This is a genomic window from uncultured Polaribacter sp. (assembly GCF_947503875.1).
Taxonomy (GTDB): Bacteria; Bacteroidota; Bacteroidia; order Flavobacteriales; family Flavobacteriaceae; genus Polaribacter.
Window position 1 is genome coordinate 310,837 of sequence record NZ_CANNFH010000004.1, and the last position, 18,914, is coordinate 329,750.

19 protein-coding genes and 1 pseudogene are annotated in these 18,914 nt (G+C 31.2%); 13 read left to right on the forward strand and 7 right to left on the reverse strand.

What is annotated here, in order from left to right:
• Nucleotides 1–35: 35 nt before the first annotated feature.
• Together atpG and Q0684_RS08540 are read left to right on the forward strand one after the other, a co-directional pair.
• A complete protein-coding gene (gene atpG / locus Q0684_RS08535; protein WP_299015233.1) occupies nucleotides 36–902 on the forward strand; it encodes an ATP synthase F1 subunit gamma in 867 nt (288 codons plus the stop codon).
• Nucleotides 903–1,359: 457 nt separating this feature from the next.
• Nucleotides 1,360–1,521: a hypothetical protein gene (locus tag Q0684_RS08540; protein WP_299015236.1), complete on the forward strand. Its 162-nt coding sequence runs from the start codon at nucleotides 1,360–1,362 to the stop codon at nucleotides 1,519–1,521.
• Nucleotides 1,522–1,704: 183 nt separating this feature from the next.
• Here Q0684_RS08540 and Q0684_RS08545 read toward each other — a convergent pair whose 3' ends face one another.
• Entirely contained in the window at nucleotides 1,705–3,075 is a 1,371-nt protein-coding gene (locus Q0684_RS08545) for a spondin domain-containing protein (protein ID WP_299015239.1), read from the reverse strand.
• A gap of 402 nt (nucleotides 3,076–3,477) precedes the next feature.
• Nucleotides 3,478–5,019, reverse strand: coding sequence for an aldehyde dehydrogenase family protein (locus Q0684_RS08550; protein ID WP_299015242.1), 1,542 nt, complete (start codon nucleotides 5,017–5,019; stop codon nucleotides 3,478–3,480).
• A gap of 69 nt (nucleotides 5,020–5,088) precedes the next feature.
• Between Q0684_RS08550 and Q0684_RS08555 the strand changes: the two genes are divergently transcribed.
• The gene (locus Q0684_RS08555; protein ID WP_299015245.1) at nucleotides 5,089–6,147 is read left to right on the forward strand and encodes an isoaspartyl peptidase/L-asparaginase; all 1,059 of its coding nucleotides are present in this window, start codon (nucleotides 5,089–5,091) and stop codon (nucleotides 6,145–6,147) included.
• Here the strand turns inward: Q0684_RS08555 and Q0684_RS08560 are convergent.
• Nucleotides 6,135–6,509 carry a hypothetical protein gene (locus Q0684_RS08560; protein ID WP_299015248.1) on the reverse strand — a complete coding sequence of 125 codons (375 nt, stop codon included), beginning with the start codon at nucleotides 6,507–6,509 and terminating at the stop codon, nucleotides 6,135–6,137. The genes Q0684_RS08555 and Q0684_RS08560 overlap by 13 nt on opposite strands.
• 93 nt (nucleotides 6,510–6,602) lie before the next feature.
• Here Q0684_RS08560 and Q0684_RS08565 point away from each other — a divergent pair, with 93 nt between their 5' ends.
• The 3 genes from Q0684_RS08565 (at nucleotide 6,603) to Q0684_RS08575 (ending at nucleotide 8,569) form a co-directional block, all read left to right on the forward strand.
• Entirely contained in the window at nucleotides 6,603–7,577 is a 975-nt protein-coding gene (locus tag Q0684_RS08565; RefSeq protein WP_299015251.1) for an acyl transferase, read from the forward strand.
• Between the two features lie 99 nt (nucleotides 7,578–7,676).
• Nucleotides 7,677–8,123, forward strand: coding sequence for a YHS domain-containing (seleno)protein (locus Q0684_RS08570; protein ID WP_299015254.1), 447 nt, complete (start codon nucleotides 7,677–7,679; stop codon nucleotides 8,121–8,123).
• 2 nt (nucleotides 8,124–8,125) lie between these two features.
• Entirely contained in the window at nucleotides 8,126–8,569 is a 444-nt protein-coding gene (locus Q0684_RS08575; RefSeq protein ID WP_299015257.1) for a YHS domain-containing (seleno)protein, read from the forward strand.
• Nucleotides 8,570–8,645: 76 nt separating this feature from the next.
• On the opposite strand, the gene tyrS is transcribed toward Q0684_RS08575, so the two are convergent.
• On the reverse strand, nucleotides 8,646–9,938 hold the full coding sequence (gene tyrS / locus Q0684_RS08580; RefSeq protein ID WP_299015260.1) for a tyrosine--tRNA ligase: 1,293 nt from the start codon (nucleotides 9,936–9,938) through the stop codon (nucleotides 8,646–8,648).
• 189 nt (nucleotides 9,939–10,127) lie between these two features.
• Between tyrS and Q0684_RS08585 the strand changes: the two are divergent.
• The 5 genes and pseudogenes from Q0684_RS08585 to Q0684_RS08605 form a co-directional block, all read left to right on the forward strand.
• Nucleotides 10,128–10,274: pseudogene (locus Q0684_RS08585) on the forward strand (NAD-dependent epimerase/dehydratase family protein); the annotation flags it as partial.
• Nucleotides 10,275–10,455: 181 nt separating this feature from the next.
• Complete coding sequence (locus tag Q0684_RS08590) at nucleotides 10,456–11,286, forward strand: hypothetical protein (RefSeq protein WP_299015263.1); 831 nt, start codon at nucleotides 10,456–10,458, stop codon at nucleotides 11,284–11,286.
• A 13-nt stretch (nucleotides 11,287–11,299) separates the two neighbouring features.
• Nucleotides 11,300–13,084, forward strand: a complete 1,785-nt coding sequence (locus Q0684_RS08595; protein ID WP_299015265.1) for a T9SS type A sorting domain-containing protein — start codon at nucleotides 11,300–11,302, stop codon at nucleotides 13,082–13,084.
• A 15-nt stretch (nucleotides 13,085–13,099) separates the two neighbouring features.
• On the forward strand, nucleotides 13,100–13,261 hold the full coding sequence (locus tag Q0684_RS08600) for a hypothetical protein (protein WP_299015268.1): 162 nt from the start codon (nucleotides 13,100–13,102) through the stop codon (nucleotides 13,259–13,261).
• A 371-nt stretch (nucleotides 13,262–13,632) separates the two neighbouring features.
• The gene (locus Q0684_RS08605) at nucleotides 13,633–14,628 is read left to right on the forward strand and encodes an NAD-dependent epimerase/dehydratase family protein (RefSeq protein ID WP_299015271.1); all 996 of its coding nucleotides are present in this window, start codon (nucleotides 13,633–13,635) and stop codon (nucleotides 14,626–14,628) included.
• 7 nt (nucleotides 14,629–14,635) lie between these two features.
• Here the strand turns inward: Q0684_RS08605 and Q0684_RS08610 are convergent, their stop codons facing one another.
• The 3 genes from Q0684_RS08610 to Q0684_RS08620 all read right to left on the reverse strand — a co-directional run bounded on the left by Q0684_RS08610 (nucleotide 14,636) and on the right by Q0684_RS08620 (nucleotide 17,303).
• Nucleotides 14,636–15,109 (reverse strand): DUF4296 domain-containing protein, encoded by a 474-nt coding sequence (locus Q0684_RS08610; RefSeq protein ID WP_299015274.1) that lies wholly within the window; start codon nucleotides 15,107–15,109, stop codon nucleotides 14,636–14,638.
• A 1-nt stretch (nucleotide 15,110) separates the two neighbouring features.
• Nucleotides 15,111–16,451: a dihydroorotase gene (locus Q0684_RS08615; RefSeq protein WP_299015276.1), complete on the reverse strand. Its 1,341-nt coding sequence runs from the start codon at nucleotides 16,449–16,451 to the stop codon at nucleotides 15,111–15,113.
• A gap of 129 nt (nucleotides 16,452–16,580) precedes the next feature.
• Entirely contained in the window at nucleotides 16,581–17,303 is a 723-nt protein-coding gene (locus Q0684_RS08620; protein WP_299015279.1) for a polyprenol monophosphomannose synthase, read from the reverse strand.
• 80 nt (nucleotides 17,304–17,383) lie between these two features.
• Between Q0684_RS08620 and Q0684_RS08625 the strand changes: the two genes are divergently transcribed.
• Complete coding sequence (locus Q0684_RS08625) at nucleotides 17,384–18,025, forward strand: DUF4271 domain-containing protein (RefSeq protein WP_299015282.1); 642 nt, start codon at nucleotides 17,384–17,386, stop codon at nucleotides 18,023–18,025.
• A gap of 18 nt (nucleotides 18,026–18,043) precedes the next feature.
• The gene (locus Q0684_RS08630) at nucleotides 18,044–18,790 is read left to right on the forward strand and encodes a uroporphyrinogen-III synthase (protein WP_299015284.1); all 747 of its coding nucleotides are present in this window, start codon (nucleotides 18,044–18,046) and stop codon (nucleotides 18,788–18,790) included.
• Nucleotides 18,791–18,914 lie beyond the last annotated feature (124 nt).

The following is an 18,914-nucleotide window of genomic DNA, read 5'->3' on the forward strand; positions in this document are numbered from 1 at the left end:
CTAACAACTATGAACTAAAAACTAACAACTAGAAAATGGCAAACTTAAAAGAAATACGTAATAGAATTACTTCTATAAAGTCAACAATGCAGATTACATCTGCCATGAAAATGGTATCTGCTGCAAAGTTGAAAAAAGCACAAGATGCAATTACGGCAATGCGCCCATATTCATCTAAATTAACTGAATTGTTGCAAAATTTAAGTGCAACTTTAGAAAGTGATGCTAGTGGAATATATTCTACACAAAGAGAAGTTTCTAAAGTTTTATTAGTAGTAGTAACTTCTAATAGGGGTTTATGTGGTGGTTTTAATTCTTCTATAACTAAAGAAGTAATTAAAACAATAAACACCAAGTATAGTGATGCTAAAGTAGATTTATTTGCTATTGGTAAAAAAGGTGCAGATGTTTTAGGAAAGCAGTATAATATTACGGCTACAAGAAACGATATTTATGATGACTTAACTTTTGACAATGTTGCTTTAATAGCAGAAAAGTTAATGGAGTTATTTGCAGAAGGTACTTATGACAAGATTGAATTGGTTTACAATCAATTTAAAAATGCAGCTACACAAATACCACAGGTAGAACAATTTTTACCAATTAAGCCAATAGAAGGTGGTAATGCAGACGCAGTAAATTCTGATTATATTTTTGAGCCATCAAAAGAAGAAATTGTAGAAGCGTTAATACCAAAATCTTTAAAGACACAATTATATAAAGGAATTAGAGATAGTTTTGCATCTGAACATGGTGCACGTATGACTGCAATGCACAAAGCAACAGACAACGCAACAGAATTAAGAGATTCTTTATTGTTAACTTATAACAAAGCAAGGCAAGCAGCAATTACTAATGAAATTTTAGAAATTGTTGGTGGAGCTGAGGCGTTGAACAATTAAACGTAGCTTTTGCGGAGTTAAATTATAAAAAGCTGAGGCGTTGAACAATTAAACGTAGCTTTAGCGGAGTTAAATTATAAAAAGCAGAAGCGTTGAACAATTAAACTTAGCTTTAGCGGAGTAAAATTATAAAAAGCTGAGGCGTTGAACAATTAAACGACAATTTTGTCATTCCTGCGCAGGCAGGAATCCAATAATATTAAGAAAAGACTGATTGAAAAATCAGTCTTTTTTTTGCTTTAAACAATAATCTCTAAATGTCAGTTAGAGCGCAGTCGAGAACTCTATTTTAAATTAACCCACCATCCTACAAGGTTTTTGAAATCAGGAAGGTATTGTAAGCTGAACATTTCAGGTCTAAAAGCTTAAAAAAACTTATCAGGATAAAAAATAATCTACAAAAATTGAAACCTTTTTATTTTTAATTCGTTTTTAGGAATAGAACGCAACACAATTAATGTCTAAAGAAATTTCACTTTTAATATTACAAAGTAAAAAAGGAAATCAGAAAGCACAAATAAAGCTTTATGAGCGCTTTTGTGAGGCGATGTTTTTTATTGCTTGCAGGTATTTAAAAAACGAAGAAGAAGCAAAAGACGCTATGCAAGAAGCTTTTTAGAAGGTGTTCTTAAACTTCATTAGTTATAAAGACAATACCTTTATGACGTGCTTAACCTAACTTGAACCCATAAAAAAACTCTAAACCAATTAAGGTTTAGAGTTGTAAACTGAATTTCTGTTCAAATAAAAATTGCTTTTCCCCCTATTTAAAACATTCTTATAAGAAATAAAAATCCTTTTTTTAGTTTACTTTTTCTATGGTTACTTCTATTAAGTTATAACCGCCTCTTACTTCTCTGTGTTGTGTAACGCCAGCTGCAGAAGAAATTACGCCTTTGCCAAATTGTACATCTTCTAAAGAGGTTACACGTCTAACATTTGTGTTGTTATCATCGGCAACTGTAACATTACCTCTCATTGGTTGTCCGTTTCCTAAACCAACTATTTGATCTATTTCTGTTCCAGAATCGTATAAGTAGTTTTTATTTACTACAAATTCTGTTTTTGGTTCTCCATTTTCATCAAATAATGCAATACCTTTTTGGTTATTAGAAATAAACCAGTCGTTAGAAGATATAAGCATAGTTGCAAAGTTTAACTTATCACCAGGTCTTGCCTGTATTTCAAAAGTTACTTCTTTTCCAGGAGTAATAGGTTCATCACCTTTATAAGCCGTTACATTTTCCATTGCGTTTAAGTAAGTAAATGCTTTATCATTAGAACCATCTTCTGCCAATTCTTCCAAACCATTATCAGACATAATTGGTGCATTATTTGTGAACAAAGGAGATTGGTCTCCTTGGTGCACATAAGCCAATGCAGGCGATAATACAGACCAAGAAGAAGATAATCTTAAAGGAGCGCCTGCTGTACCTTCTTCTGTAAACCAGTTGTAAATTGCAGCTGGAGAACCATCTTCTGCTAAACCTTCAAATCCGTTTGCTTTTACTGGTGCACCAACTTCATACAAAGCATTGTCTAAAGTATGCACAACTAAAATACCAGGAGTTACAAAACCAGGGTTATGTGCAGCTTCTCTATTTGCTTTGGTAATGGTAAGTGTAAACATTTTTGTACTTTCATTATAAGATAAAGATGCAGTTTCGTAATTTCTAATATTTCTACCTGTGTTTCTTACTAAGTTATTGCTATCTGCTGGGCCAGAGTTTGGTGCAGCTTGTCTTGGTGCAGTATAAATAGTACTAGGAAAATTGTTTAAAAAATCTTCGTCTTGTTCTGTACCAGCATCATAAACACCAATTTTGCTTGTAATGTCTCCTGTAGTTGGTGTACTACCTTCCCAAAGTTTAATACCTCTAGAGTCTGTTCCAAAAAACCAGTCGTTAGATTGTGCAAACATATTTGCAAAACTTAAATACGTGCCTTGTGTGGCTTTAAAGTCTACTGTAAAAGTTTGCCCTGTTTGTGTAAGTGGAGCATCGCCAATCTTTTTAACGTTTAAATAGTTAATAGCGTTTCTTAGCTTTAATCTAAATGTTGTTGGTTGCACTTCTACAGGTTGTTCAACTTGTACATTTAAGTTTTCATTATCATTACAAGATGTAAATGCTAATGCTGATAAAAGGGCTAGTGATAAAATTTTTGTTTTCATTTTTGTTATTTTAAAATTATGTTTTAATTTTTTTGATTGCTTAGTGGCAGAAATTTAAAAAACATTACCAACAAAGGGCTTAAACACAATTAAGCGGAAAATAAACAGGTTAAAAAGGAAAAAAAAGAGGGTTAAAAGGAAAGAAAGTTAGTAAAATAAATAGCAAAAATAGATTACAACGAATTAGATTATGCTTTGGGTAAAAAAATAGCATACAATTCTAAAAAAAAATCAATTTCTAAAAAGAGGTGTAGATGGTTTTAGCGTAAAGAAACTTATTTTTTACAAAATTAATGAGTACTGTATAACATAATCTGCCTAAAATAAAACTATTGTAAAAGTAACTAGCCCAATTAGTTGTTATAATTGAGCTAGTTTGTAATTAATTTGTTTTTATAAAGTTTAAAGATTAAACTTTATACCTTGTGCAAGTGGTAATTCATCTGAATAATTAATAGTATTGGTTTGTCTTCTCATATATACTTTCCAAGCATCAGAGCCAGATTCTCTACCACCACCAGTTTCTTTTTCACCACCAAAAGCACCACCAATTTCTGCACCAGAAGTTCCAATATTTACGTTGGCAATACCACAATCTGATCCTGCATAAGACAAGAATTTTTCTGCTTCTTTTAATTCATTCGTCATAATTGCAGAAGACAAACCTTGTGCAACTCCGTTTTGTTGTGTTATTGCATTTTCAACGCCACCATTATATTTTAATAGATATAAAATAGGTGCAAAAGTTTCTTGTTGTACTATTTTAAAATCATTTTTAGCTTCAATAATTGTTGGTTTTACATAGCAACCAGACTCATAAGCTTCACCATTTAAAACGCCACCTTCAACTAATACATTTCCACCTTCTTGTTTTGCATTTTCTATAGCAGCTAAATACGTATTTACAGCAGCTTTATCAATTAAAGGCCCCACATGATTGTTTTCATCTAAAGGATTCCCAATTTTTATTTGTTTGTAAGCGCCAACAATGGCATCTCTTACCTTATCATAAACAGATTCATGTATAATTAATCTTCTTGTAGATGTACAACGTTGTCCACAAGTGCCAACAGCGCCAAAAACAGCTCCAGGAACCACCACTTTTAAATCTGCAGTTGGTGTAATAATTATGGCATTATTACCACCCAATTCTAATAAAGATTTACCAAAACGTTGTGCAACAGTAGCACCTACAATTCTTCCCATTCTAGAAGATCCTGTTGCAGACACTAGCGGAATTCTAGTATCATTTGTCATAAACTCACCAACTTTATAATCGCCATTTATAATACAAGAAATACCTTCTGGTAAATTGTTGTTTGCCAATACTTCTGCAATAATATTCTGACAAGCAACTGCACACAAAGGGGTTTTTTCTGATGCTTTCCAAACACAAACATCACCACAAATCCATGCTAAAGCAGTGTTCCAAGCCCAAACAGCAACCGGAAAATTAAATGCAGAAATAATACCAACTACACCAATTGGGTGCCATTGTTCTCGCATTACATGGCCAGGTCTTTCAGACGGAATGGTTTGACCGTTTAATTGGCGAGATAAACCTACAGCAAAATCACAGATGTCTATCATTTCTTGTACTTCCCCTAAACCTTCTTGGTAAGATTTTCCCATTTCATAGGAAACCAATTTGCCCAAAGGTTCTTTTAAATCTCTTAGTTTATTACCAAATTGGCGCACAATTTCGCCTCTTTGAGGCGCAGGAATATCTCTAAACGTTTTAAAGGTTTTTGTGGCAGATGCCATAACCTTTTCGTAATCTTCTTTTGTGGTTGTTTTTACTTTACCAATCAATTTACCGTTTACAGGCGAGTAACTTGCTATAATTTCTCCGTTAGAAAAATTGTTTTTACCAGTTGATGTTCCATTATTTATATCTCGTAAGCCTAGTTTTTGTAAAGCTTCTTTAATTCCAAAATCTATCATTTTGCAGTGCTATTTTAATTGTATAAATTAGAGGTTCTAAATTACGAATAATTAGATAAGTTTTACACCATGAAAAATACCATCTACTTAATTTTAACTTTTTTTATTTTTATAGGATGCAAGTCAGAAACAGCAACCAATACTTCATCAGAAAAAACAGCAACCCAAACCAATAATTTTGCCATAATTATACATGGTGGTGCAGGTACTATTTTAAAGAAAAATATGACCGATGAAAAGGAGAAAGCTTATCAACAGAAACTTACAGAGGCTATAAAAATTGGGCATACTATTTTAAAAAATGGAGGCACAAGCCAAGAAGCCGTTATAAAAACCATACAAGTTATGGAAGAATCGCCATTATTTAATGCGGGTAAAGGTGCTGTTTTTACGCATGAAGAAACCAATGAATTAGACGCATCTTTTATGGTTGGAAAAACCTTAAATGCGGGCGCAGTTGCAGGAGTTACCAATGTAAAAAGTCCAATTGAGTTGGCTGTAAAGGTTATGACAGATTCTGACCATGTAATGTTGTCTGGTAAAGGAGCATCAATTTTTGCCAAAGAAAAGGGGTTAGAAATTGTAGATCCTACTTATTTTTATACAGAAAAACGTTTTCAATCTTTACAAAGAATTAAAAATAGAAATAAAACGCAGCTAGATCATGATGATAAAAAAGCCGCTTTTTATGATGCAGATATTAAAAATGCAAAATTTGGTACTGTAGGTTGTGTGGCTTTAGATAAAAATGGAAATATTGCTGCAGGAACTTCTACAGGAGGAATGACCAACAAACGTTGGGGAAGAATTGGAGATGCTCCAATAATTGGTTCTGGAACCTATGCAAATAATAAAACTTGTGGTGTTTCTTCTACAGGTTGGGGCGAGTATTTTATAAGAAGTCAAGTAGCTTATGATATTTCTGCACAAATGGAATATCAACAAAAAAGTTTAAAAGAGGCTACTGCAGACGTTATACAGAATAAGTTAACCAAACTTGGAGGTACAGGTGGTGTAGTTGCTTTAGATAAAAACGGAAATATGGCTTTTGAGTTTAATACTGCAGGAATGTATAGAGCTTCTATGAACGATAAAGGTGATTTGGTTGTTAAAATTTACAAAGAATAAATCAACCATACTTTAGGCATTGGTATTAAATCTAAATAGGTATTTTCAGACTTTATTTTTTTCTTTAAACCCAATCTAGAAATTTGTGGAATAGATAAATTGGTATTGTTGCGTTTGTTTATCAAGTCTAAAACTTCTTGTATTGTTCTCTGTGTGCACAAAACTAAGCTGTTCATCATTGCATTAGATTCTTTTTCTAGGTCGTAAAAATCTACAAAATAACAAGGTTTGTTATCTTTATAAATTACCCATTGGTGGTGTTTTTTTATAGGAAGTTCTACAACTTTTTTAAGACCAAATAAGGTGCTATGGGTATTTTTTTTAATTACTACAAAGGTGTTTTTTAAGCGAGTTTTCTTCATCTTTTTTTGTTAAGAGCTTTAATTTTCTCGTTAAAACAAAAATTAGAAAAAGTAAAAGTTTGTTGCTATAAGTCTTATTTTTGTAACTCACTTATGACAGATAAAATTTTTAGCATACAAAATCCTCAAGAGTTTGAAACAATTGCTTTAGCCGTTTTTAAACATCAGTTTAAACATAACAAAGCATACCGTTCCTTTTGCACTTTAATTAATGTATATGCTTCTGATGTTACCAAAGTAGAAGAAATTCCGTTTTTACCAATTCAATTTTTTAAAAGCAGGCCAGTGCTTTCATCAACAGAAAAAATACAAGAAACCTTTACAAGTTCTGGTACAACAGGCAGTGTAACTAGTAAACATTTGGTTACAGATATTAATGTCTATAAAAAAAGTTATTTAAGAGGATTTGCACATTTTTATGGCAATATAGAAGCGTATGTTGTGTTGGCATTATTGCCCAATTATTTAGAGCGCAAAGGTTCTTCTTTGGTTTTTATGGTTGATGATTTAATACGAAAAACTAAAAATATAGAAAGTGGCTTTTTTCTTGATAATTTACAAGAATTGAGCAAAAAACTAGAAGAATTAGACAAAAAAGGACAAAAAGTACTCTTAATTGGGGTTTCTTTTGCATTATTAGATTTGGTAGAAATGCAAAAATTCAACCTAAAAAACACCATAATTATGGAAACTGGTGGAATGAAAGGTAGAAGAAAAGAATTGGTAAGAGAAGAATTGCATGGTATTTTACAAAACGGCTTTGGAGTAAGTGAAATTCACTCAGAATACGGAATGACAGAACTACTAAGTCAAGGATATTCTAAAGGAAACGGAATTTTTAAAACTCCACCTTGGATGCAGATTTGCACGCGAGATACAGAAGATGCGTTAACTATAAATCCTGCAGGAAAAAATGGCGGAATTAACGTAATAGACCTTGCCAACTATAATTCTTGCAGTTTTATTGCTACGCAAGATTTAGGAAAAGTACACAAAAACGGTACATTTGAAATTATTGGACGTTTTGATAATTCTGATATAAGAGGCTGTAATTTAATGGTTTTATAGTTTTTTTATATCAAACAATAAAAAATTGAAATACATATAACTTCTTTTTTATTGTAAGGATATTCTATTTTTAAACACTAATTTAAAATAGAAATCGAAATGAAAAAATTACTTACAATTTTAGTATTCACTATTACTGCCAATTTGTTGGCACAAGAATATAATATTCAAAACGGTTATATGGCTCAAGGTTTTGATGTGGTATCTTATTTTTCTAATACGGCTGTTGAAGGTAAAAAACAGTACACAACCACTTATAATGGTGTAAAATTTAAATTTGTATCACAAAAAAATTTAAATGCTTTTAAAAGCAACCCAACTAAATATATGCCACAATGTGGCGGATATTGCGCGTATGCTGTAGCTACAAGAACAGAACGTAAAGAAATAGACCCCGAATATTTTGAAATTAGAGATGGTAAATTATACCTTTTTTACAACGCTTGGTTTTTTAATAAAAAAGAAAGCTGGTTAGAAGAAAATCCGGAGAAATTAAAAGTAGAAGCAGCAAAAAACTGGGAAGTACTAAAAAACAAGAAAGATTAAACATGAGAAACATAACCTTAGTTTTATTGTTTGTTGTAACTGGTGTTTTTGCCCAAAAACAAAACTATAATTTAAAAAAAGGTTACGTTGCAGAAGGCTATGATGTTGTTGCTTATTTTGCAAACACAGCAATACAGGGCAATAAAAAATACAGCACAACTTTTGATGGAGTGCAGTTTAAATTTGCGTCTAAAGAAAATTTAGAAGCCTTTAAAAAGAATCCTAAGAAATATGTGCCTGCTTATGGTGGTTATTGTGCTTATGCAATTGGTGCAAAAGCTGAAAAAGTAAGCATAAACCCAAAAACATTTGAAATAAGAGATGGTAAATTATATCTGTTTTATAATTCTTGGGGAATAAATACCTTAGATATGTGGCAAAAAGAAGGTGCTGCACAGCTAAAAGAAAAAGCAGACAAAAACTGGTTAAACATCATCAACAAATAAGTTGATTCTCTATATGCAAAAGCCACATTAGTATTTAAATGCTAATGTGGCTTTTCTCTTTATTGTAAATTTAATATTACGCTACAACTAGTAGGTAATATGTTTTTTTACCACGTTGTAATAAAACGTATTTATTGGCAATTAAATCTGCTTCTGTAATTGTAAAATCTTCTTTAACCTTCTCTTTATTTACAGAAATTGCATTTTCTTTTAAAGCTCTTCTTGCATCTCCATTAGACTTTAAAAAGTTGGTTTTTGCGGCTAAAGCCCCAATCATATCTAAACCATCTGCAACATCACTTTTAGCAACGGTAGCTTGTGGTACACCATCAAAAACATCTAAAAACGTTTGTTCGTCTAAAGATTTTAAATCTGTAGCTGTACTTTTTCCAAACAAAATATTAGACGCTTTTAACGCATTTTCATAAGCATCTTTACCATGTGTAAGTGTGGTTACTTCTTCACCTAATTTTTTTTGTAACAAGCGCAAATGCGGATTCTCTTTATGCTCTGCAATTAAATTTTCTATAGTTTCTTTAGCTAAAAACGTAAACTTTTTAATAAAGTTTTCTGCATCTTCATCAGAAGAGTTTAACCAATATTGGTAAAATTTGTAAGGCGACGTTCTATCTGCATTAAGCCAAACATTACCACCTTCTGTTTTTCCGAATTTTGTACCATCTGCTTTGGTAACCAAAGGCACTGTAATTGCGTAGGCTTTACCTTGGGCTTTTCTCCTAATTAATTCTGTACCTGTAGTAATATTTCCCCATTGGTCTGAACCACCCATTTGTAGCATGCAATTTTTCTCTTTGTACAAATGATAAAAATCGTAGCCTTGAAACAATTGGTAGGTAAACTCTGTAAAACTCATTCCTACAGAAGATTCTGAACTTAAACGTTTTTTTACAGAATCTTTGGCCATCATGTAATTTACAGTAATGTGTTTTCCTGTATCTCTTACAAAATCGATTAATGAAATGTCTTTCATCCAATCGTAATTGTTTACCAATTCTGCTTTGTTTTCTGCATTGCCATCAAAATTTAAAAAACGCTCTAAATTTTCTCGAACACCTGCAATATTTTTTGCTAAAGTAGCTTCATCTAACAAATTTCTTTCGGCAGATTTTCCAGAAGGATCACCAACCATACCAGTTGCACCACCAATTAAAGCAATTGGGTTATGGCCTGCGTTTTGAAAATGCTTTAAAATAAAAATTTGTACCAAACTACCAATATGTAGAGAGTCTGCAGTAGGATCAAAACCAATATAACCCGCTGTTTTATTTTTTAGTAAATAGTCTTCTGTATCTGGCATAATATCATGCAACAGTCCTCTCCAGCGTAATTCTTCAACAAAATTTGTCATTATAATACTTTATTTTTTCTATTTTAAAAAGACGAAAGTCAAACTGAGCTTGTCGAAGTTGTTTTTCAAATTAATCGTTTGAATTATCCATTTTCGACAAAGGCAATCTGACATTTTTAACAATTAAATAATTGTTATTTTGATTTGACAAAGATAAACTTATCAACCAAAAAACCATAACTTAGCAGTATGATTTTAGTTACAGGAGCAACAGGTTTAGTAGGCGCACATTTACTGTATCATTTGGTTAAAAATGATGAAAAAGTACGTGCAATTTACCGTTCTGAAATTAAAATAGAAGCCGTTAAAAAAGTGTTTGCTTATTACAAGAGTGATGTTATTTTAGCTCGTAAAAATAGTAAAAGAACAAAATTTTGAGTTTGAAAACGATTAAGACATATAAATTAAGAGGCAGTTAATTTTATAAATTTTCCATAAAAATTTATAAAAAAACATCAATTTAGTTTCAAATATTTAATGTAAGCTTTATTTTTACATTTCTAATTTTCAAACAGATATGTGCAAAAGAACTACTATTATTTTATTATTTTTCATTAACATTTTAATCGGGTACGCACAAGTGCCAGAAAAGTTAAGTTACCAAGCTGTAATTAGAGACTTTGCAAATAACCTTGTTGCAAACCAAGATGTTGGTATTCAGGTTAGTATTCTTAAAAACGGAACTCCAGATACTTCAGTTTATGCAGAAACACATGCTATACTTACCAATGCAAATGGGCTTATTTCGTATAAAGTTGGCGAAGGTACTGTTGTAAGTGGAAATTTTGCTAGCATAGATTGGGCTGATGGGACTTATTCTATAAAAACAGAAACAGACCCAGCAGGAGGTACAAATTATAGCATTACGGCAACAAGTTCTTTTACAAGCGTACCTTATGCTCTGCAAGCAAAAACGGCAACCAACCTTGGTGCAGATGCTTCAGCGTCTTTAAACCCATCAAAATGTAATTGCGATGCTTATATAATTCCATATATTCCATATGGACCACAGGTTGCAAGTTCTATTCGTGTAACTAACACGCCTGCAAGTTGGTTTGGCCCAAACGCCCCTATTGTTGGAGATTCCGAAATAAGGGTAGAAGCTATAGATGAAGAAGGAAATATTTATACTTCTAATAATATTATAGGAATAGCAGAAGTAGGTAAAGTTACAGACATTTCAACAGAATTGTTTGCTTTTATAGTTGAAAATGGAAATGATGTTTCTAGAAATGTTAAAATTTCTTTTAAAATTACATTAAGTAACCCACAATATGCATTTATCAACGCTACATTTAATGTAAGAGATGATAGAGTTAATTTAGACGTACAATGTATTCGATTTTAAAAAAAAATAGCAAATGAAAAATTGGCTCTTAACGTTATTTTTTTTCTTGTTTGTACAATTCTTATTTTCACAAGAAGTAATTTCTGCTTCATTTGGGGTCGCTTCAGATGCTGGTGGAAGTTTAGAATATACAGTAGGGCAAGTATTTTATCAGGAAAATACTGGAACTGGTAATTTTTCTGTAACAGAAGGCGTGCACCAACGTCATGAAATAGTAAATTATATTTATGATGATTTTTGGTTTCCAAAAAATCCAAACGGTATTTCTTTAGGAGAAGATAATATTTTTGTGGAATTTGGTAACGTATCTATAACTAGTAATACTTCTTGTGATACTTTATCTATTAATGCAGGTTCATCACTTACAATAGAAACTGGCGTTCTTTTATTTGCTGATAAAACAATATTAAATTCTAATTCTCAATCTTATTCTAGTATGATTGCAAAGGGCCTTTTACTAGGCCCAATAGAATACAACCGATTTGTTGCTAAAGTAGGTCCTGTAGGAAGTAACGATTTAATTTCTAGCCCCATATTAGCTCAAAATTTTGGCGATTTTGCATTGGATAATCCAAATCTAGCATCATCTGGTACAATTAGAGCTTTTGCGCCATATAATACCAATACAGGAGCATATGAAAATTTTGATGTTAGTGTAAACTTTGATACCAATATCGATTCAGGAAAAGGTTATAGAGTAGCAACAACAGATGGAAGTAATTTAAAATTTAGTGGTTTTGCTCCAAATGCAGAAATTAGTATTAGACTCTTAGATGCTAGTCTTGGAGGCGCTTGGAATCTTATTGGTAATCCCTATCCAGCCTATTTAGACTTTGAAAGTTTTTTTAATGAAAACAAAGATCAGTTTGAGGGAAATGGTGGTTTTCAAGCCATTTATGGTTATGATGGAGATGCATCTGATGGTTGGACAGTTTGGAATTTAGCAACAATAGCAGACACAGATATTACAGAGCTAATAGCGCCTGGTCAAGCTTTTTTTGTAAAATCTAAAATAGATGGAGGAAGAGTTAGCTTTAAAAAGTCTATGCAAAGAATTGGCAATGCAGATGATTTTATAGTAGGTAAATCAGAAGAGAATAATATTGCATACAGTACAATTGAGTTGTCATCATCTAAAAAGTCTACTTCAACTTCTATTTATTTTATAGAAGGCACTACAAAGGGTTTAGATTCTGGTTATGATGCTTCTTTGTATTCAAACCAATCAGCAAGTTTATCTATTTATTCAGAGTTACCTTCTAACCCTAGTAGTTTACAACTTGCAATACAGAGTTTACCCTATAAATCTCTAGGAGAACAAAAGATACCTTTGGGAATAAAAAGTGCTGTAGATGATAAATTAACAATAGATTTAGATGCTAAAAAGTCTAAAATTCCAGATGATATTAGTGTTTTTTTAGAGGATAAAGTAAACGGGACTTTTACAAACTTAAAAAAATCCAATTACTCTTTTTTATACACTAGTAATTTGGCAGTAAAAAATCGTTTTTTCTTACATTATGGTAGTTCTACACTATCTGTAGATGACTTAAAATTAGATGAGAATATCCAAGTAATATCGCTTCAATCAAAAAAAGAACTTCTAATAAAAGGAGATTTACATAAAAACGCAACTGTAAAAATTTATGATGTTAGTGGTAAAAATGTTCTTCAAAAAAACATAGATAATCTACAAAATGAACTTTCAATAAATCTATCAAAATTAAATACTGGCATCTATTTTGTATTGATTTTTAATGATGAAAAGTTTACGTATAAAAAAATAATTATTAATTAAATACAGTAAATAGTTATGACAAAATTTGAGGATGAAGATTTTATAACAAGGAAGGAGGCTGTAAAAAAATTAGGTAAATACGCAGCTTTAACTTCATTAGGTACTTTTATTATTTTGAACCCTAAACGCTCTCAAGCGCAATCTGTACCTCCAAATGCTGGTGGCGATCCATTTTAAGTTGAAACAAATAATAAAATCAGTTTGCGGTAAATTTACTTTTTTATAACAGAAATTAAATTTTCTCATAAAAGCTCTTCTAGTTTCTTAATTCGATTTTAGAAAGTTGGCTTTTGCCACCAAAAATCCAATCAAATCTAAGTCTTCTGAAACAACCTTATAAAAACAGAGACTTATGTTATATCAACAAAAAACATTAAAAAATTGATATTACTCGAAAGATTTTAAGTTGTTTACAGTATTTTTTTCAATAAAATGAGTTGTATGTGCTTTATTAGATTCTCTTTTTGTAATTTTTTTCATCAATTATTAATAGGATTAAACCTTTTGAAACCCGAAACTTATCAACCAAAAAACCATAACTTAGCAGTATGATTTTAGTTACAGGAGCAACAGGTTTAGTAGGCGCACATTTACTGTATCATTTGGTTAAAAATGATGAAAAAGTACGTGCAATTTACCGTTCTGAAATTAAAATAGAAGCTGTTAAAAAAGTGTTTGCTTATTATACAGAAGATACTAGTTTAATAGAAAAAGTAGAGTGGTTTAAAGCAGATATTACAGAAGTACCAGCTATGATACCTGCTTTTATTGGTGTAAAAACACTTTATCATTGTGCAGCTTTTATTTCTTTTAGCCCTAAAGATTATAGAGAAATGCGGAAAGTTAATATACATGGTACTGCAATTCTTGTAAACTTGGCTATAGATGCAAAGGTGAATAAAATGTGTTATGTAGGTTCTATAGCGTCTGTTGGAGATTCTTTAAATGGAGCTTTAATTACAGAAGAAAACGAGTGGAATAAAGAAGCAGACAATAGTGGTTATTCTATTACTAAATTTGGTGGCGAAATGGAAGTTTGGCGCGCAAGCCAAGAAGGTGTTGCAGTTGTAATTGTAAATCCTGGTGTTATTTTAGGCAGTGGTTTTTGGCAAACAGGTTCTGGCAAGTTGTTTACCCAAGTGTATAATGGTTTTAGGTATTACACAGAAGGAATTACGGGTTTTGTTGGTGTAAAAGACGTGGTAAAGGCCATGATTTTGCTTACCAATTCTAATATAAAAAACGAACGTTTTATTTTAGTAGCAGCAAATAAAACCTATAAAGATGTTTTGTTTGCTATTGCAGATGCGTTTCGTAAAAAAAGACCATCAACAAAAATAAAATCGTGGCAAACTGCAATTTTGTGGCGTTTTTCTGCCTTTGCAAGCAAAATTACTGGTGTACAGCCTTTATTAAGTAAATATTCTGCAAGAAGTGCCCATTCAGTTTCTAAATATTCATCAGAAAAAATAGAAAAAGCTATTGATTTTCAATTTGAAGAAATTGAAAATACAATAGCTGAAACTTGTGAAAATTACCAATAAAATTGAATTAATTTGCGGCGCTAACCAAAGGGTTTTTAATGGAATCTTTTTTATTTGCCAATTTAATTTTTAGGCTGTCTACTTTTTCTTTGGCCAACCTTACCTTTTCTATAGAATCTGTTTTAATAGAATCTCTAATTTGTTGTTTTACTTTAAAACCATCGTTTTTAAGATTTAATTCGTCTTTTGTTTTTTGTAAAATTTCTTTATACAAGTCTATTTTAGACATGTAATAGTAATTACTAATCTCAAATCTTGTGCTATCTATTTTATATTTTTCAAAAACAAAAGCCATGTAATTAATGTCTTTTTGTAAATTTTTATTTTTAATAAATTTTGCACTAGTGGCCACCATCATCTCTTGTAATAAAAGACTCATAGTATCTTTAGGAATCAAGTCTTTTGGCTCTTCAAAAATGGTATTACTTGTGCAAGAAACCAATAAAATTAACGCCAGTAAAAGGGTGGTTTGTAATTTCATTTTATCTATTAAACGTAAGTCTTTTACCTTTTATTTCTTCATTAAATTGGCCATTATTGTACATTAAAACACCATTTACAAAGGTTTGTGTTATGGTAGATGAGAAAGTTGTACCCATAAAAGGAGACCAACCACATTTGTACAAAATATTATCTTTAGCAACAGTTTGTGGTTTGTTAACATCTACTAAAACCAAATCTGCATAATAGCCTTCTTTAACAAAACCTCTTTTTTCTATTTGAAATAATTTTGCAGGATTATGACTCATTTTTTCCACTAGTTTTTCAATAGGAATAACGCCTTCTTTTACTTTTTCTAATAAGGCTAAAACGGCATGTTGCACTAAAGGGCCACCACTTGGCGCATTAAGGTATTTGTTGTTTTTTTCTTCTAAAGTATGTGGCGCGTGGTCTGTAGCTAGTACATCTATTCTATCATCTAACAAGGCTTTCCAAAGACCTAATCTGTCTTTTTCTGTTTTTACTGCTGGGTTCCACTTAATATGGGTTCCTTTGGTTTCATAATCAGCATCATTAAACCATAAATGGTGCACACAAACTTCTGCTGTAATTTGTTTTTCTTCTAACGGAATATCGTTTCTAAACAAATTGGTTTCCTTTGCTGTAGAAATATGAAAAATATGAATTCTTGCACCTGTTTTCTTTGCCAATTCCACAGCTTTAGAAGACGAGATATAACAAGCCTCTTCACTTCTAATAATTGGGTGGTATTTTAACGGAATGTCTTCTCCGTATTTTGCTTTAAATTCTGCAGTATTTTTTTTAATTGTGGCTTCATCTTCACAATGCAAAGAGATAATCATTTTTGTAGAAGAAAATATTTTTTCTAGTACTTCTACATCATCTACCAACATATTTCCTGTAGAAGAGCCTAAAAATAATTTAATACCGGCTACTTTTTTTGGATCTGTTTTTAGTAATTCTTCTAAGTTATTATTGGTACCACCAAACATAAACGAGTAGTTGGCGTAAGAAGTTTTAGCAGCAATTTCAAATTTCTTTTCTAAAAGTGTTTGGGTTGTTGCTTGTGGTATGGTATTGGGTTGTTCTATGAAAGTTGTAATTCCGCCAGCCACTGCAGCTTTACTTTCTGTGGCAATATTTGCTTTGTGGGTTAAACCGGGTTCTCTAAAATGTACTTGGTCGTCTATAAAGCCAGGTATTAAGTATTTACCTTCTGCATTTACAGTTTCTATATTTTTTGGATTAGTAATGGTAGTAGCAACTTTTGCTATCATACCGTTTTCTATTAAAACATCTCCTTTAAAAGATTTTTTCTCGTTTACTATAGTAGCACTTTTAATTAGGTAAGAATTTTTCATTTTTGTACTTTTTACTTCAATTTAAAAATGAAGTTTTTAGGTTAATTAGTTTTAGTTAAGCGTATAATTGAAGTGTGTTTATTTTAATTTTTAAAGTTTTGTATTAGCTATTTTAAAACAATTGCCTATTTATTTTGATAAACCATTTAAACGCATTTTTATAACACCAAATAAAGCTTCTGAAACAATATTTCCACTCATTTTAGAGGTGCCTAAGTCTCTATCTGTAAACACTACAGATACTTCTTTTATGGTAAATTTATGTTTCCAGGCTTTAAATTTCATTTCTATTTGAAACGCGTAACCCACAAATTTAATTTTGTCTAAGTTTATAGTTTCTAGTACTTTTCTTTTCCAACAGACAAAACCAGCAGTAGTGTCAAACAAGGGTATTCTAGTAATAAAACGCACATATTTAGAGGCAAAGTAAGAGAGTAATAATCTCTTTATATCCCAATTAACCACGTTTACTTGGTTGTTTACGTACCTAGAGCCAACAGAAACATCTGCATTTTCTTTTGCGCAAGCATTGTATAAGCGAACCAAATCTTTGGGGTTATGAGAAAAATCTGCATCCATTTCTATAATATACTCGTAATTTTTGGCTAGCGCCCATTTAAAACCATGAATATATGCAGTACCTAAACCATCTTTTCCTGTTCTTTTTTCTATAAAAAGTTGGTTAGCAAACTCAGGTATTAATTGCTCTACAATGGTTGCAGTTCCATCAGGTGAATTATCATCTACAATTAAAATGGCAAACTTTTTTTCTTCCTTAAAAACAGCTCTAATAATGGATTCTATGTTTTCTTTTTCGTTGTAAGTAGGTATAATTACTAAACTGTCTGACATAAATTAAATTTCATGTGGTAAGAATACAAATATACATTTTTTAATTACTAATTTTGTGTTAATCTTAGTAAACAACCAAAGTGCAGGCAATAGAAAAAATAGTGTTACATACCAATTGGGTTCCCTTAGTTTGGGTAGCTTTAATTGCCGCAATTGCTGTATTAAAAATTTTAGATGCTAACCGTTTAAAAGGCTACGCATTTTCTCTTTTTAATAAAACTTTTATAGAAGATGAAATTGCAGAAAATACTACTTTTTTAAATGTATTTCAAAGCTTAATTTTTATTTTTTCTATAGTAGTTTATGCGCTAAGTTTTAGTTATGTTTTGCATGAATTTACTACATACTTTTCTTTAAGTTTTTATAGCTTTTTGCAGGTTTTTGTACTTACAATGGTATACTTTTTAGTAAAAAAAACTATAGAATCTGCGGTTAGCAGCTTATTTTTAATAAGAAAACAGGTGCGTTTTTATATTGTAAGTAAATATGCCTACCAATATGCAATTGCTTTTTTACTGTTTGTTTTATTTACAATAGTTAAGTTTAGCCCTTTAAAACCAATTGTTTTTGCTTACACAATTCTTTTTTTATTTTTTGCAAAGTTTATTTTTCTGGTAGTAAACAACAAAAAGCTGATTTTTAGCAAGTTGTTTTATTTTATTTTGTACATTTGCGCTCTTGAAATAGCACCGCTATTTATACTATTTAAATTGTTGCTTTAAATTAAATACCGAAAGTTTATGAAAGTGAAAACTATTCTAGTATCGCAACCAGCACCAAAAACAGAAACTTCCCCTTATTTTGATTTATCTGATAAACAAAAAGTGAAGATAGATTTTAGATCTTTTATTCATGTAGAAGGTATTCCTGTTAAGGAAATTAGAAATCAAAAAATAGATTTTAAAGATTTTACTGCTATTATTTTAACAAGTAGAAATGCAGTGGATTACTTCTTTAAAATTGCAGAAGAAATGCGTTTTAAAGTGCCAGATGACATGAAGTATTTCTGCCAGTCTGAAGCTGTAGCTTATTATTTACAAAAGTATGTAGTTTACAGAAAACGTAAAATTTATGTTGGTAACAGAACGTTTCCAGATTTAATTAAGCTCATTAAAAAGCACAAAACAGAAAAGTTTTTACTACCAAGTTCAGATAAATTAAAGCCTTTGGTACCAGAAGAGTTAGATAAACTGGGCATACAATGGAAACGTTTAGATTTGTACAGAACAGTAATTAGCGATTTGTCTGATTTAGAGAATGTTTTTTATGACGTTTTGGTGTTTTTTAGTCCTTCTGGAATAGAATCTTTGTTACACAATTTTCCAAAATTTAAGCAAAATAACACTAGAATTGCTGCTTTTGGTAATACTACCGTAAAAGCGGTTACAGATGCTGGTTTTAAGTGCGATATACAAGCACCTGCACCAGAAACACCTTCTATGACCATGGCTTTAGAGAGATATATTAAAACCGTAAATAAAAAGTAAGTTTTACTTTTTTATAATGCTATTAAAAACCCAAGTGAAAGCTTGGGTTTTTTTGGTTTTACGGCTTTTAAAAAGTAAATTCGCTCAAAGTATATACTTTGTAATACACAAAACATTAAATATT

Coding starts and splice junctions, on each gene's coding strand:
- Q0684_RS08565 (WP_299015251.1), top strand. CDS start 6,603: ATGACAGATAAAATTTTTAGCATACAAAATCCTCAAGAGTTTGAAACA.
- Q0684_RS08550 (WP_299015242.1), bottom strand. CDS start 5,019: ATGATAGATTTTGGAATTAAAGAAGCTTTACAAAAACTAGGCTTACGA.
- Q0684_RS08570 (WP_299015254.1), top strand. CDS start 7,677: ATGAAAAAATTACTTACAATTTTAGTATTCACTATTACTGCCAATTTG.
- Q0684_RS08540 (WP_299015236.1), top strand. CDS start 1,360: ATGTCTAAAGAAATTTCACTTTTAATATTACAAAGTAAAAAAGGAAAT.
- Q0684_RS08630 (WP_299015284.1), top strand. CDS start 18,044: ATGAAAGTGAAAACTATTCTAGTATCGCAACCAGCACCAAAAACAGAA.
- Q0684_RS08545 (WP_299015239.1), bottom strand. CDS start 3,075: ATGAAAACAAAAATTTTATCACTAGCCCTTTTATCAGCATTAGCATTT.
- Q0684_RS08595 (WP_299015265.1), top strand. CDS start 11,300: ATGAAAAATTGGCTCTTAACGTTATTTTTTTTCTTGTTTGTACAATTC.
- Q0684_RS08605 (WP_299015271.1), top strand. CDS start 13,633: ATGATTTTAGTTACAGGAGCAACAGGTTTAGTAGGCGCACATTTACTG.
- Q0684_RS08590 (WP_299015263.1), top strand. CDS start 10,456: ATGTGCAAAAGAACTACTATTATTTTATTATTTTTCATTAACATTTTA.
- tyrS (WP_299015260.1), bottom strand. CDS start 9,938: ATGACAAATTTTGTTGAAGAATTACGCTGGAGAGGACTGTTGCATGAT.
- Q0684_RS08600 (WP_299015268.1), top strand. CDS start 13,100: ATGACAAAATTTGAGGATGAAGATTTTATAACAAGGAAGGAGGCTGTA.
- Q0684_RS08575 (WP_299015257.1), top strand. CDS start 8,126: ATGAGAAACATAACCTTAGTTTTATTGTTTGTTGTAACTGGTGTTTTT.
- Q0684_RS08560 (WP_299015248.1), bottom strand. CDS start 6,509: ATGAAGAAAACTCGCTTAAAAAACACCTTTGTAGTAATTAAAAAAAAT.
- Q0684_RS08610 (WP_299015274.1), bottom strand. CDS start 15,109: ATGAAATTACAAACCACCCTTTTACTGGCGTTAATTTTATTGGTTTCT.
- Q0684_RS08620 (WP_299015279.1), bottom strand. CDS start 17,303: ATGTCAGACAGTTTAGTAATTATACCTACTTACAACGAAAAAGAAAAC.
- atpG (WP_299015233.1), top strand. CDS start 36: ATGGCAAACTTAAAAGAAATACGTAATAGAATTACTTCTATAAAGTCA.
- Q0684_RS08555 (WP_299015245.1), top strand. CDS start 5,089: ATGAAAAATACCATCTACTTAATTTTAACTTTTTTTATTTTTATAGGA.
- Q0684_RS08615 (WP_299015276.1), bottom strand. CDS start 16,451: ATGAAAAATTCTTACCTAATTAAAAGTGCTACTATAGTAAACGAGAAA.